A 14,200-nucleotide genomic window follows, 5' to 3' on the forward strand; every position below is an offset into this window, starting at 1 on the left:
ATATATTTCCTTCTATTAGCGGAATCTAATTAAAAACTTGTTGAAAAGGAAGTTAGGTGGGGAAGTTGTTAGAGTTAAAAGGTAACTTGTTTGAAGTTATGAAAGAAATTAGGGACGAGTTAGGTTCACCTAATGATTTAACAATTAGAGAAGTTGTCCTTGCTGGCAGTTATACACGTTGTGCTGTTGTTTTTTTATGTGGGTTAACAGATAAGGATAATGTTTATAAATATGTAGTTCGTACACTTCAATATGAAGAAGTACAAAAAGAAGAAGCTGTTGTTCAAACGTTATTGGATCGTTTTATTTCTATTGCGGAAGTTGGTAAGAAGACAACGTTTCCGGATATTATAAATGCAATTTTAGCGGGAGATACAGTTATATTAATTGATAATATTCAAACCGCTATTGTGATTAATAGTAGAGCTTGGGAAAAAAGAAGTTTAGAACCGCCAGTAACAGAAGATTTAATACGTGGACCGAGGATTGGATTAAATGAAGATATTAACGTGAATAAGATGTTAATTCGCCGTAGTTTACGTGACCCAAAGCTGAGATTTCAATCTTATATTATGGGAAAGAGATCCCAAAAAGAAGTGACTTTAGTATATATAGAAGACATTATTAATCCTTACATTGTAAAAGAGCTAGATCGGCGTCTTCAGTCAATAGTGACAGATGTCGTTTTTGAGACGGGTACGATTGAGCAATTAATTCAAGATAATAATTTGTCACCGTTTCCGCAGTTTTTAAATACGGAAAGGCCTGATAATATTGTGGCCTCATTAGCGAAAGGAAAGGCAGCTATTTTGGTGGATGGATCACCGTTTGCCCTTATAGCTCCGCTAGTATTTGTTGATATTTTTCAATCTGTGGAAGATCATTATGAGCGTTGGGTAATAGGGACTTTATTAAGAATTTTGAGGATGGGTTCTGGTATAATTGCGATTTTAATGCCAGCGATGTATGTAGCGCTCGTCTCATATCATCAAGGACTTATTCCTTCTAAATTGGCTTATTCAATTGCTGGGGCAAGAGAAGGTGTTCCGTTTCCTGCATATATTGAAACGTTAATGATGGCATTAACGATGGAGTTAATACGAGAAGCAGGAATTAGGTTGCCGAAACCGATGGGGCAAACAATTGGGATTGTAGGTGGTCTAGTAATTGGAGAAGCAGCGGTGAACGCAGGGATTGTAAATCCGTTTTTAGTTATCATTATTGCGGTTACAGCTATAGCTACATTTTCACTTCCGGTGTATAGCATCACAATTACGTTTCGAATTTTACTTTTCGTCTTTGTATTAGCAGCAACTGCTTTTGGATTGTATGGAATCATTCTAGCTCTTATTGCGCTTGCTGTTCATATTACAAATTTAACAAGTGTTGGTGTACCGTATACAACTCCAATTGCTCCTGCATTTTATAAAGATTGGAAAGAAGAGTTTATTCGCATGCCAAAATCAATGTTGAAAGAGAGACCGGAATATTTACAAACGAAAGATTCTACAATACGTCCAAAGGAGCGAGAATAATTGAAACCATTTGAGTATGGCGATGAAGAAATTGGATCTCGGGAAATTGGGTTTGCGGTATCATCCACCATTATTGGTATAGGCGCATTATCTATGCCAAGGGATATTGCCAACCAAACTTTATTTTCGGATGGTTGGATTATTTTGCTTTTGGGCGGATTAATATGTGCAGTTTTAGGCTGGTTTGTAACGAGGGTGGCTATTTTATTCCCAAAACAAAACTTTGTTCAATATACGAGTGCTCATTTGACGAAGCCGGTGGCATACACGATTAGTATGGTTTTAGTATTAACGTTTGCGGCTTTAACAGCATATGAATCGCGAATGATTTCGATCATTTCTCAAACGTATTTATTTAGTGATACACCGATACAATTACTGTCTTTCTTCTTCTTATTAGTTGTTATTTATGGAATAGCAGGATCGAGAGCGGCCTTATTACGATTAAATGTTATATTTTTGCCTATTGTTTTAATTGCGATAGTGCTGCTGTCTTTATTAAATATAAATCTAATGGAAATAAACAATTTATTTCCAGCTTTTCAAACGGAAGTAGGTCAATATGTTGTGGGGGTTAAAAATTCTATTTTTACGTTTATTGGATTTGAGGTAGCTCTGTTTTATGCTGTGTTGTTAAACGATAAGACAGCAAAAAAAGCGCCAATGGCAGTTGCAAAAGCGGTGATGGTAAACGTGTTGTCATATATTTTAATTTATGTAACTTGTATTAGTGTTTTTACGTACATGACAACGCGTGGATTGACATATCCAACAATTGAACTAGGGAAAGAAATTGAAATTGGTGGAGGGTTTTTAGAAAGATTCGATGCGATTTTTTTTACTACTTGGATTATTACTATTTATAACACTACAGCAATGTATTATGACGTCGCATCTTTATTATTTTGTGCCATGTTTCCGAAAGTGAAGAAACATATTTTTATTTTCGTAAGTGCTCCTATTATTTTTATGATGAATATGCTCCCTGGTAATTTAGATACTTTATCAAGTTACGGCACATATTTAGCGTGGATAGATATGGGGTTTGTCGTGTTAGCGCCTCTGTTAGTTTTTATTGTATATAAAATAAAAAGAAGGAATGGTAGAAATGAAACACCTTCTTAAAATTATAATGGTTATGGTTTTGGCTGGATCTATAAGTGGGTGCTCTGAACTAGAAGAAATAGAAGAAAGAGGATTTGTAGTAGGCGCAGCTTACGATATTGTGAAGAAAAAGAAATCAAATCCGATTATGAAAGGGACGTATCAGATGGTACTTCCTAGTAAGTTAGCGCAACAAGGTGGACAGGGCGGTGGAGGTAGTGAAAATTACATTAATGTTAGTGCGAAAGCAGATAGTGTCTTTGAGCAAATCCGAATTATTGCTAAAAAAATTAGTCGAACATTATTTTTTCCGCACATACAAGTAATTATTTTTTCGGAAGAATTATTGGCAAATCCGTATGTTTTGCAAAATACGTTAGATGTATATATTCGCGATCATGAAATGAGAAGAAATATTCGTTTGTTTGTTTCGAAGAAAAATGCAGAATCTATTTTAAAACAGAGTGCAAAACCTGAAAATTTACCGGCGCAGTATATTGATATGTTAGCTGAACATCCTCCGAAAAACGCTCAAATGATTGAGGCGGCGAGAATTGGTGAAGTGCAGGGGAAAATGATTGCAAATCGAAGTTTTGCATTACCTCTTTTAGGGCTAACAAAACAAGGTGTGCAAATGGAAGGAGCGGCATTGGTTCGTGGAAAGGATAATAAGTGCGTTGGAACTTTGAGTGGAGAACAAACATTAGGAATGAACTATATAATAGGTAAAAAAATTGGAGGTTTCTTTACTGTTCGTAAAAAGAATCAGCTCATTACATATGAAATTCATAAGTTGCGCCGAAAGATCCAGGTGTCTACTGAAAATGCTACAAAACCGAAGTTTGATATTCATTTGTCCACAGAAGGCATATTAGCTGAGTTACATTTTAATGAACCGAAACAAGTGATGAATGAAAAACTTTTAAAGAAAGAGATTTCAAAGGAAATGACGAAGCGTATTGAAAAGTCTATACAGCTTGTTCAAAAAAAATATAAGGTAGATGTATTGGAATTAGGAGAGGTATATAAGAGGCATAATTATAAAGAGTGGAAAAAAATAAGTAAAAATTGGGATCAAGGCCAGAATTATTTTAGTAATGCTGAAATTCACGTTCATGTTGATCCAACAATTGAACATTCGGGTTCAGCTTTACCAAAGAAAGTGAAATAAGGTGATGGAAGTTGTTTACTGGATTGGGTATTAGTTGCACGATATTAATGGCGGTTCTTCCGGGAGCCATATACTTTATTCATAAGAAACTCACAACGTATGGAGCACAGCCTTGGAATACGGATATACAAAAAAAGAAACCTGAATAATCTCAGGTTTCTTTCGCGCAAAGCATATGTGAAGGGGGATACCTTCTATGTATGCTTTGCTTATACAAGCCCTAACCAATGTACCAATTGTGTAGAGAGGAATGTCACAACAATGGCGATAACGGTAGGGATTGCAAACGATAAGAATGTCCATTTTGCACTTTTTGTTTCTTTATATATGTTAACCAGTGTTGTTCCACATGGGAAATGAAGAAGTGAGAACAACATTGTGTTTAACGCTGTTAACCAAGTCCAACCGTTTTCTAAAAATAGATTTTTAATTTGATTAAAATCATCTATTTCAGTTAAAGCTCCGGTTGATAAATAAGACATTAATAAAATCGGGATAACAATTTCATTCGCTGGTAGCCCAAGAATGAACGCAGCTAGAATAAAGCCGTCAAGTCCTAACATTTTAGCGAATGGATCTAGGAAGTTTACAAAATACATAAGCAGGCTTGTGTCACCGATGAAAATATTAGCTAGTAACCAAGTTAATGCAGCCGCAGGGGCAGCTACAACAACAGCTCGCTTTAAAACATAGACTGATTTATCGAGTGTTGCACGTACAATTGTATTCCAAACCTTTGGCTTACGGTACGGCGGTAACTCAAGTGTGTAGTGAGTTGGAACGCCTTTTAAAGCTGTTTTTGATAGCACCCAGGAAACGGTTAATGTCATAATAATACCAATTACAACCATTCCAACTACAACGCCAGCAGTAACTAATGTTTGCATACTACCTGTATAACCAGCAGCCATAAATAATGAAGCCATTAAAATTAACATAGGCCAGCGACCGTTACAAGGAACGAAGTTGTTTGTTAAGATTGCAAGCATACGTTCACGTGGTGATTCAATAATCCGTGTTGACATGATGGCTGCTGCATTACAACCAAAGCCCATTGCCATTGTCAAAGATTGTTTGCCGTGTGCACCAGAGCGTTTGAATAAGCGGTCCATATTAAACGCAACGCGTGGTAAGTACCCGTAGTTTTCTAATAGTGCGAACATAGGGAAAAAGATGGCCATAGGTGGTAACATAACGCTAATAACAGCACCGATACCACGAAATAAGCCAAGTATTAAAATGCCATGTAACCATTCGGGTGCATGTGCTGCCTGGAACCAAGAAGTTAAATACCCTTCGGCCCATCCGAAGAACTCGGCAATCATATCAGACGGTACGTTAGCGCCTGCAATTGTAAGATAAAAAATGATAGATAAAATACCGAGCATAATTGGAAATCCCCAGATTGGAGATGTGAAAATTTTATCTAGTTTTTCAGAACGATACAATTTATCAGTATTTGTATATTGAACAGATTCTTTACATATGCTTGCGGATGTTCGGTAAATATCTCCGACAATATCATCTCGTATATCTTCTTTTGATAGTGTTTGTGCATGTTGAATAATATAGTCCAATGGAAGAGCTTTACTGGCTGAGTGAGATTCCATTCATTACGACCTCCCTTACAAGTGGTTCATTATGGTGTTTTTGAAGTGCGGTTAAGAAATTTTTATCTCCATCTAATATACGTAACGCAATCCAACGTGCTGGATACGTATCGCCGAACACTTTATAAATTTGTGGTTCTAATTCCTGGATCATATTTTCGATTTTTTCTCTGTAAGAAATTTTAATTGGTGTTGGAATTAGTTTTTTATTTGCTACTTTAGCAATGACATTTAGTAAATGACCGATGCCTACTCGGTTACGAGCAGAAATCTTAACTACAGGTACACCGAGTGATTTTGCTAATTTCTTTTCATCAATAACGATGCCTTTTTTCTCAGCTTCATCAATTAAGTTAATACAAATGACTACGTTGCTCGTCATTTCCATCACTTGGAGTGCTAAATTTAAATTTCTCTCCATAGCAGTTGCATCTATAACAACTACAGTTACTTCTGGTTTTTCAAATATAATATAATCCCTTGCTACTTCTTCATCCGCAGAATTTGAATATAGTGAGTAAGTTCCCGGTAAATCTATTAATGTATATTTACTACTGTTATGTTCATATTCCCCTTCAGCTTTTAAAACAGTTTTTCCCGTCCAGTTTCCAGTATGTTGTTTTAAGCCTGTTAAAGTATTAAATAATGTACTTTTCCCGGTATTCGGGTTACCAGCTAAAGCAATGCGATGTTTGCTCATCTGAAATCATCTCCTATTAATACCCCGAAAATAAGGGAACTTTCTTCCTTGCGTAGCGCAATAGTTGTGTTGCTTACTTGATAAGCGACCGGATCTCCAAGTGGACTGCGTTGTAATACTTTAATCGTTGCGCCAGGGATAAATCCTAAATCTAATAAACGTCGTTTCATAGTTCCTTCTAATTGTATCTTCTCAATTTGTACAAACTCTCCTGTCTTAAATTCGGAAAGTGGTTTTGTATTAGCCGATACCATAAAAGTTACCTCATCTCTATATTGTTAGTTTGAGTTTAAAAAGTTTCCTTAGGTAAACTTTTTGTTAGTAATATAGTAGACTACATTGGATGATGCTGTCAATTGGTACTTTAAAAATATTCATTTATTTTTAGAATTGTTCCAATTTATTTAGTTGTACTAAAAAATATTACTGAAATTCTGTTTAATGTAAATAAAGTAAGGATGTAAAAGTTAAAAAATATAATGGATTTGTAAATGTATTTTTAACCAAAAGGGGAAAAGAACGAAAAACATTTACATTGAATTTACATTGTTAAGAATAAATTTACATTACAACTTAATTAGTGTGGATTTTGTTGGGGTTTTTAACTATAAATCTTGGGATTCCTAGCTTTTAAGGGTTATTATCGTTATTTACTTAAAATTAAAGATTGCTTAACACTCACATAATATTGCTGTCCTACAATGAATTTGTGTTCGAAAGAAAATGAATTCGAAAAGTGATAATCCAAATGGGGGTACAAGACATGGTTATGAAAAAAGGTATTAAATTTTCTTTAGCGGCTTTAGTGGTAGCAGGAGCGTTAGTTGGATGTGGGAAAGCAGAAGATACAGCTAGTAAAGAAACTGCTAAAGGAAGCGATAATACAAAACAAGAATTATCAGGTACGATTGCAGCGGCTGGTTCTACAGCTCTTCTACCTCTTGCGGAGGAAGCTGGAAAGAAATTCATGGAGAAAAATTCAAAAGTTTCTATTCAAGTTCAAGGTGGCGGTAGTGGAACTGGGATTAACCAAGTAGCATCGGGTGCAGTACAAATTGGTAATTCAGATGTTCCATCTGGAGATAAAATAAAAGATGCTGAAAAAGCGAAAGAATTAGTAGATAACAAGGTTGCGGGTATTGCATTCGCGCTTGTCGTAAATAAAGATGTAAAAGTTGATAACTTAACAGTACAACAAGTACAAGATATCTTCACTGGAAAAGTAACAAACTGGAAAGAATTAGGCGGGAAAGACGAAAAAATCAACGTAATTAATCGTCCAGCTTCATCTGGTACACGTGCTACATTTGAAAAAACAATTATGAAAGACGCGAAAATCAATGATGGAACTGGTACTACACAAGATTCTAACGGTGCAGTAGAGCAAGCGATTAACTCTACTCCAGGATCAGTAAGTTATTTAGCAATGTCTTATATGGTTGGCGATAAAAAAGGTGCATTACAAACAGTGAAAATTGATGGTGCTGAACCAAAAGTTGAAAACATTTCGTCTGGGAAATATCCATTCTGGTCTTACGAGTACATGGTAACAAAAGGTGAAGCGAAAGAAGCAACGAAAGCTTACATTGATTATGTAAAAGGTAAAGACTTTGAAAAGCAAGTAGAAGATATGGGCTACATTCCAATGTCTAAATTAAATAAGTAATCAAATTTATGGGGCTGGCTGCAAGGCCAGTCCTGTTCATTTCAATCTATGAAGTGGGGTCTGACCTGTGATGAAGGGGAAAAAACAAATTAATTACGTAAAAAGTGAATATATAGGAAGATCGCTTGTTACGTTTTGTGGTATTTTTATTGTTTTAATTACATTAGCTATTATTGCTTTTATTTGCGGTAAAGGTATTCAATCTTTTACACAAAGTGGTATCTCATTTACTGAGATGTTAACATCGACAAAATGGAATCCGAATGCTGACGAAGGAACCTTCGGGGCTTTGATTTTCATTGTAGGTTCAACAGTGGTTTCGTTAGGTGCGGTTATTATTAGTGCGCCAATTGCTATAGCTCTTGCTATATTCATGAATTTAATTTCGCCGAAGTTTGGAAATAAAGTATTGAAGCCTGTTTTAGAATTATTAGTTGGTATTCCTTCGGTAGTATACGGGTTATTAGGGGTTACGATTTTAGTACCGCTATTACGTGATTCGTTTGGGGGAGTAGGCTTTAGTTTAATTGCAGGTATTGTTGTATTAAGTATTATGATTTTACCTACTATTGCTAGTATCGCTTCTGATGCAATACGCTCTGTTCCATTTGATTATTTAGAAGCTTCTTATGGTCTAGGATCAACGAAATGGCAAGCGATTAGCCGAGTGATTGTTCCTGCTGCGAAAAAAGGGGTTTTAACAGGTGTTGTTTTAGGTTTGGCGCGTGCTTTTGGTGAAGCGTTAGCGGTTCAAATGGTAATTGGGAACACAATTAAATTACCAGAAGGAATATATAGTCCGACAGCAACGTTAACTGGTATTTTGACAATGGACATGACAAATACATTAAACGGAACTGCTTGGAACAATGCGCTATGGAGTTTAGCGATGATTTTACTTGTTATTTCATTCCTGTTTATTTTAGTAATTCGAGCGATTGGGCAAAGAGGTGAGCGATAATAATGAATGCAAGAACGGTAAATAAAGTTTGGACAGGTGTTTTTTATGCGGTTGCGGCTTTAGTTGTAGCTATGCTGGTGTTCTTAGTGTTTGAAATTTTACAAAAGGGATGGGGATTTTGGGATCCTAGTTTCTTGTTTGGAGAACCAAGTAATACAAGAGCTGGTGGTGGGATTGGTCCGCAGTTGTTTAATTCTTTCTACATGCTTGTTATAACGCTTATTATATCTATCCCTCTTGGGTTAGGTGCTGGAATATATTTAGCAGAGTATGCAAAACAAGGACGTTTTTTAAACTTTGTTCGTTTATGTATTGAGACAATGGCGTCTTTACCATCTATTGTTGTTGGTTTATTTGGTTTGTTAGTGTTTGTTACTATGACAGGTTGGGGATACACAGTAATGGGTGGCGCCCTTGCTTTAACGATTTTAAACTTACCAGGTTTAACGCGTGTTTGTGAAAATGCGATTTCAGAAGTTCCTCATAATGTAAAAGAGGCAAGTCTTGGATTAGGTGCAACGAAGTGGCAAACGATCGCTCGTATTATTATCCCGTCATCATTACCACAAATTATTACAGGTATTATTTTAGCGGCGGGTCGTATATTTGGGGAAGCAGCAGCATTGATTTACACAGCGGGTTTAACATCTCCGATTTTAAATTCGGCAGCGGACTTCTCAAGCCCTGCGCATCCTTTAAATCCGTTTAGACCAGCTGAAACGTTAGCGGTTCACATTTGGAAGCTGAATTCTGAAGGAGTTATTCCAGATGCGAAGTTGATTGCGACAAAATCTGCAGCAGTATTAATTATTATGGTATTACTATTCAATGTTATTTCACGCTTGGTAGCATCTGTATTGCACAAACGTTTTACAGGGACGAAAAGAAAAAGTAAAACGACGAAGAGGGTAAAAGCAGCATAGATTACAAAAGAGAACTCACTACTTATAAGTAGGAGTTCTTTTTTGTATTTTAATATAGAAGGAATGGATGTAGTGATTGTTGAATTTGTAATTAATTATAGAGATGAATAGGGGCAAATGAAGGAGTAGAGGAATTGTTTTTTCTGCAAATGTCAGGTTTTCCTGGAACAGGAAAATCGACAGTTTCTAAGTATATAGCGAAGTTAACAGGTGCTGTAATTGTAGATCATGATGTTTTGAAATCCGCATTGTTACAATCATTAAAAATGAAAGGAATTGAATCGGTGATTGTTGGAGGAGTATCATACGACGTTGAATGGGTATTGATTGATTCATATTTAGAACAAGGACATAGTGTGATATTGGATAGTCCATGTCTATATGAAGGGATGGTTGAAAAAGGAATTAAGCTGTCTAATAAACATGGTGTGAAATATAAATATATTGAGTGTTATCTAAATGATATGGAAGAGATTAATGATAGGTTACAAATACGTAAGCGTATGGTCAGTCAAATTGAAAAGGTAGAGTCGGAAGTGGCTTTTAAAAAGTGGTTAGATGGTAGTGAAAGACCTCTAAATAGTGAATATCTTATTGTGGATTCTAGTAAACCTCTAGAGCGGTATGCGGAGAAAATGATGGATTATATGAGTAGGTAGAGAAAAAAGCGTTATCTTCATTCGTGAAGATAACGCTTTTTCTTTAAATATCAGGTGTTTCTGTAGAAGTGCTTATTTTTCTGCGAGAGCGTCTTTTTCTTCCGATTTTATCTAATAGTTCATACATAACTGGAACAACTACTAATGTAAGAACGGTTGAAACTGCTAAACCACCGATGACAACGACCGCCAAACTTTTTGATACCATACTTCCTGCTTGGGATTGACCGAATAGGAGTGGTAGCATAGCGACGATTGTCGTTATAGCTGTCATAATAATTGGACGTAATCTAGTGGATCCCGCTTCTAGTAATGCATCTCTTGTTTCCATTCCATGTTCTCGATTTTGTTGTACTCTTTCTATTAATACGATAGCGTTTGTAACGACAATCCCGATTAACATTAATGCGCCAATTAATGAATTTATATCAACAGGTGTTCCTGAAACGATTAATCCTAAAATGCCGCCGACAGCAGCTAGTGGCAAGGAGAACAGAATTGCGAAAGGAGCGCGTGCTTGCCCGAAGGTAATAACCATTATTAAATATACAATCCCGATTGCAATTCCCATAATTTTGAATAGGTCCGTGAAGTTCTCTTGCATAGATTCAGTGGCGCCTGCAATATTTACTTTTGCGCCGCTAGGTAAATCTAAATCAGTTATCGCTTTGTTTACTTCTGTGCTTACTTTACTTAAATCTTCATTTGTAGCTTCTGCCGTAATTTGAATCGTTTCTTTTCCGTCTTTATGGAAGACTTCTGTTTGAAGTTGCTTTTCTGAAATAGTTGCAATGTCTTTTAAAGGAATTGGTCCATTGATAGGTGATAATATACTTGTGTTTAAAATATCTTCTTGTTTAGTAATGTTTTCCTTTCTGTGTTCTATCATAATAGTTGTTTTTTCATTATTGATTGAAACTTCACCAATAGGTGATTTCTTCATAAGGAATGCTACTTGTTGTGCTGCTAATTCTGGTGTTAATCCTAGTTGTTCGGCCTTTGTTTGATCAACATGGATTTGCCATTCTTTCTTAGAGTCTTCTAAATTCGTTTTTACTTTAGAGAGAGTAGGCATATCTTTTAGTTTTGTTTCGACGATAGTAGCAGCCTCTTTCAAATTCGTTTCGTTAGTGGCTGTTACGTTAAATTGCAAAATATTACCGCCGCCAGAGCTTGAATAACTCGTTTTTATATAATCAAGTTCAGCGGGCTCAAAAGCTTTATGTCCTTTTTTTAACTCTTTAATATACTGATCAATATCAGAGCCTTTCTTGAAGACTACAAATATACTGGCAAGATTATTTTTCGTTGTTTGTCCCCATTGTGCATCTTCTGCGCTAGATCCCATTCGTAAAATAACATCCGTTACATCTGAATTAGAAAGTAATTTCTTTTCGAAATCGAAGGCTTTTTGTTTTTGTGTTTCAGCAGCGTAATCAGCTGGGAAAGTCATGTTAATAGATAACATTGTGTCGTCTTCAGATTTTATGTTCGCTTTCGGTAGTAATATATAGGCTGCAATCGATCCTGCAAATAATAAAAAAGAAGTAAGTAGAATAATGAATTTATGCGAAAGAGCCCACTTTAATGTAGTGACATATCGTGGTGAAGAATTTGGCTTTCGATGTTTTGTCTTTTTGAGTAGTAAAAAAGCCATAAGTGGAACAACTGTTAGTGCAACGAGTAAGGATGAAAGAATAGAATATACAACTGCTAATACCATAGGTAACATTAATTTTCCGATTACTCCTGATACGAGGCCGATAGGTAAGAAAACAGCGACCGTTGTTAAAGTGGAAGAAGTAATTGCGACGGCGACCTCTTTCGTTGCATCGAGAATAATATCTTTAGAGAAAGATTCTTTTTGTAAACGACGGAAAATATTCTCAATGACAACGATGCTATCATCGACGAGACGTCCCACTGCAACGGCTAAACCACCAAGTGTTAGGGTGTTAAGTGTGATATTAGATTGGTGTAGTAAAAAAAGTGTTAATAAAATAGAGAATGGAATACTGACGACAGCGATGAGTGTCGTTCGGAAGTTACGCAAAAAGATTAAGATAATTAGAGTTGCAGCAATTGCTCCAAGGATTACTTCTTTTCCCATACTAGTAACAGCATTTTCAACTTGCTCATGAGTTGAGGCTAAAAGTTTAATAGAAAACTGATCTTTATATTCTTTACTTATATCTTTGATTTTTTTATCAATTTCTTTTCCTATTGCAACTGCATTTTTACTTGGCTCTTTCATGATGATTAATCCAGTGCCTTCTTCTCCATTTATATGTGAGATTGTATCGTAGTGCTGTTTAAGTTCAACTTGAGCAACATCTTGTAATTTTACTTGAGGTGCAATGGTAATGTTTTTAATGTCATCTACATTTTTTATATCCCCAATGACGCGAAGATTATATTCTTCTTTATTAACGGTAATGGATCCAGCTGGAGTGGAAGTTTCTTTTCCTTGTAAAACTTTTAATATTTGCTCGGTTGTTACGTTTTTATCTTTTAATTGGTTTGGGTCTAGTGTGATAGATAATTCAGAAGCTGATTTTCCGAAAAACATAACGTTGGCAACACCATCAATGCTTTCGAGTTGTGGTACGATTTCTTTTTCGATTTGTTTTTCATCTGCTTTTGAAAATCCGTTTTGCTTCTGGATTGCAATTTGAGCGAGTGGAATCATAGAAGTATTTAGTTGGCTAACTACGGGTTTCGTTGCATCTTTAGGTAATTTAATTGTATTAATCGCCTTTTCAACTTCGCTTGCTGCATCTTTCATATTTGCTTTGGATGTATACGCAATATCGATGCGTGATAATCCCTCATGCGTAGAAGAAGTGATGTTGTCGATGTGCTCTAAATTGCGAAATTGTTTTTCGAGGGGAGCAGTTACTTCTTTCGTCATTGCTTCAGCGTCGAGTCCTGGAGATAAGGTTGTGACAGTGACTGCTGGATTATCGATGCTTGGTAAAAACTCCATAGGTAATTTAGAGCCGGAATAAACGCCGAGTATGGAAATGAGAAAAACCATGATGATAACAGCGGCTCGGTTTTTCAATGAAAACTTTGTTAACCTATCCATAAAGTAATTCCTCCATTGGTTTATTTATAGTTGGGTACGTCCTTTCTTACTATATAACAAAAAATGGATATTTTTCATTAATTAAATGTAAAAAAATTCTAACAATAATTTTAAGGTAATGTTTTTGTTGGTATTTCGTTATTTATCCCGCTATTCGTAGGGCGATGAGACTCCCGCCTAAAATTTCGGTTGGAGTCGGGCTACCTGTAGACACCTGATTCGTTTAACTAATAATTTGTGTGGAGAACAAAACAAAAAATCAGCTTGTTCGCTTTATCTAGGAAGTGAAGATATTGATTGAAGAGGGGAGTGGTGTATATATTTTCTTTTTTGTGTGGATTGATTTGTTTTTTTATATTGTTAGTTTATACAGAAGTAAATGATTATGGGCTTTAGTATAGAAGAGAATGCAAGCTAGGAAGGGATTATGAGATGCAGTTTGGTCAATTAGAGTATATTGGTATACAATTTAAATAGCAGTTTTCTGTAGAGGAGGATGAGGTGTATCTATATAGAAGAAAGTAGGGTGGAAATTTTTTTGTGTTTTTTTATAAAAAACACTTGTTATTAAAAAAACATGATGGTATATTAATAAACGTCGCTGATGCGGAAACGCAGAAAATGACAAAAAAAGAAATTTTAAAACTTGGTTGACATCGAAAAATGAAGATGTTAATATGATGAAGTCGCTTCTGAGCGACAGACAAGTTCTTTGAAAACTGAACGAAACAAACAACGTGAAACGTCAATTTTTATTTTTAGATGCTAGACAAACTAACTTTA

11 protein-coding genes are annotated in these 14,200 nt (G+C 35.7%); 7 read left to right on the plus strand and 4 right to left on the minus strand.

Annotation, left to right across the window (positions count from 1 at the left end; genetic code table 11):
- Positions 1-56: 56 nt before the first annotated feature.
- Genes gerLA through gerLC form a run of 3 tightly spaced genes read left to right on the plus strand, consistent with a single transcriptional unit; the run spans position 57 to position 3,810 of the window.
- Positions 57-1,535 (plus strand): spore germination protein GerLA, encoded by a 1,479-nt coding sequence (gene gerLA, locus V7S50_RS24695; RefSeq protein ID WP_142332813.1) that lies wholly within the window; start codon positions 57-59, stop codon positions 1,533-1,535.
- A complete protein-coding gene (gene gerLB, locus V7S50_RS24700; protein WP_242255322.1) occupies positions 1,536-2,660 on the plus strand; it encodes a spore germination protein GerLB in 1,125 nt (374 codons plus the stop codon).
- Positions 2,644-3,810, plus strand: a complete 1,167-nt coding sequence (gene gerLC / locus V7S50_RS24705; RefSeq protein WP_242255320.1) for a spore germination protein GerLC — start codon at positions 2,644-2,646, stop codon at positions 3,808-3,810. Before gerLB ends, gerLC begins: the two co-directional genes overlap by 17 nt.
- A 209-nt stretch (positions 3,811-4,019) precedes the next feature.
- On the opposite strand, the gene V7S50_RS24710 is transcribed toward gerLC, so the two are convergent.
- Genes V7S50_RS24710 through V7S50_RS24720 form a run of 3 tightly spaced genes read right to left on the minus strand, consistent with a single transcriptional unit; the run spans position 4,020 to position 6,374 of the window.
- Positions 4,020-5,420: a nucleoside recognition domain-containing protein gene (locus tag V7S50_RS24710; RefSeq protein ID WP_000443600.1), complete on the minus strand. Its 1,401-nt coding sequence runs from the start codon at positions 5,418-5,420 to the stop codon at positions 4,020-4,022.
- On the minus strand, positions 5,398-6,120 hold the full coding sequence (locus V7S50_RS24715) for a FeoB small GTPase domain-containing protein (protein ID WP_242255318.1): 723 nt from the start codon (positions 6,118-6,120) through the stop codon (positions 5,398-5,400). Before V7S50_RS24715 ends, V7S50_RS24710 begins: the two co-directional genes overlap by 23 nt.
- Positions 6,117-6,374, minus strand: a complete 258-nt coding sequence (locus V7S50_RS24720) for a FeoA family protein (RefSeq protein WP_000252989.1) — start codon at positions 6,372-6,374, stop codon at positions 6,117-6,119. The genes V7S50_RS24715 and V7S50_RS24720 overlap by 4 nt, the downstream gene beginning before the upstream one ends.
- 509 nt (positions 6,375-6,883) lie before the next feature.
- On the opposite strand from V7S50_RS24720, the gene V7S50_RS24725 reads away from it, so the two are divergent.
- From V7S50_RS24725 to V7S50_RS24740, 4 genes are all read left to right on the plus strand, one after another.
- On the plus strand, positions 6,884-7,786 hold the full coding sequence (locus tag V7S50_RS24725; RefSeq protein WP_242255316.1) for a phosphate ABC transporter substrate-binding protein PstS family protein: 903 nt from the start codon (positions 6,884-6,886) through the stop codon (positions 7,784-7,786).
- 70 nt (positions 7,787-7,856) lie between these two features.
- Positions 7,857-8,747: a phosphate ABC transporter permease subunit PstC gene (gene pstC, locus V7S50_RS24730; RefSeq protein ID WP_242255314.1), complete on the plus strand. Its 891-nt coding sequence runs from the start codon at positions 7,857-7,859 to the stop codon at positions 8,745-8,747.
- Between the two features lie 2 nt (positions 8,748-8,749).
- Entirely contained in the window at positions 8,750-9,670 is a 921-nt protein-coding gene (pstA, locus tag V7S50_RS24735) for a phosphate ABC transporter permease PstA (protein WP_242255312.1), read from the plus strand.
- Between the two features lie 134 nt (positions 9,671-9,804).
- On the plus strand, positions 9,805-10,329 hold the full coding sequence (locus V7S50_RS24740; RefSeq protein ID WP_242255310.1) for an AAA family ATPase: 525 nt from the start codon (positions 9,805-9,807) through the stop codon (positions 10,327-10,329).
- A 43-nt stretch (positions 10,330-10,372) separates the two neighbouring features.
- Here V7S50_RS24740 and V7S50_RS24745 read toward each other — a convergent pair whose 3' ends face one another.
- Positions 10,373-13,417 (minus strand): efflux RND transporter permease subunit, encoded by a 3,045-nt coding sequence (locus V7S50_RS24745; protein WP_242255309.1) that lies wholly within the window; start codon positions 13,415-13,417, stop codon positions 10,373-10,375.
- Between the last annotated feature and the right edge of the window lie 783 nt (positions 13,418-14,200).

Source organism: Bacillus sp. CCNWLW194 (assembly GCF_037120585.1).
Taxonomy (GTDB): Bacteria; Bacillota; Bacilli; order Bacillales; family Bacillaceae_G; genus Bacillus_A; species Bacillus_A basilensis.

What these genes read in the sequence shown, in the direction of transcription:
- V7S50_RS24710 (WP_000443600.1), bottom strand. Translation starts at nt 5,420, where the DNA reads ATGGAATCTCACTCAGCCAGTAAAGCTCTTCCATTGGACTATATTATT.
- gerLC (WP_242255320.1), top strand. Translation starts at nt 2,644, where the DNA reads ATGAAACACCTTCTTAAAATTATAATGGTTATGGTTTTGGCTGGATCT.
- V7S50_RS24725 (WP_242255316.1), top strand. Translation starts at nt 6,884, where the DNA reads ATGGTTATGAAAAAAGGTATTAAATTTTCTTTAGCGGCTTTAGTGGTA.
- V7S50_RS24745 (WP_242255309.1), bottom strand. Translation starts at nt 13,417, where the DNA reads ATGGATAGGTTAACAAAGTTTTCATTGAAAAACCGAGCCGCTGTTATC.
- pstA (WP_242255312.1), top strand. Translation starts at nt 8,750, where the DNA reads ATGAATGCAAGAACGGTAAATAAAGTTTGGACAGGTGTTTTTTATGCG.
- V7S50_RS24715 (WP_242255318.1), bottom strand. Translation starts at nt 6,120, where the DNA reads ATGAGCAAACATCGCATTGCTTTAGCTGGTAACCCGAATACCGGGAAA.
- V7S50_RS24720 (WP_000252989.1), bottom strand. Translation starts at nt 6,374, where the DNA reads ATGGTATCGGCTAATACAAAACCACTTTCCGAATTTAAGACAGGAGAG.
- pstC (WP_242255314.1), top strand. Translation starts at nt 7,857, where the DNA reads ATGAAGGGGAAAAAACAAATTAATTACGTAAAAAGTGAATATATAGGA.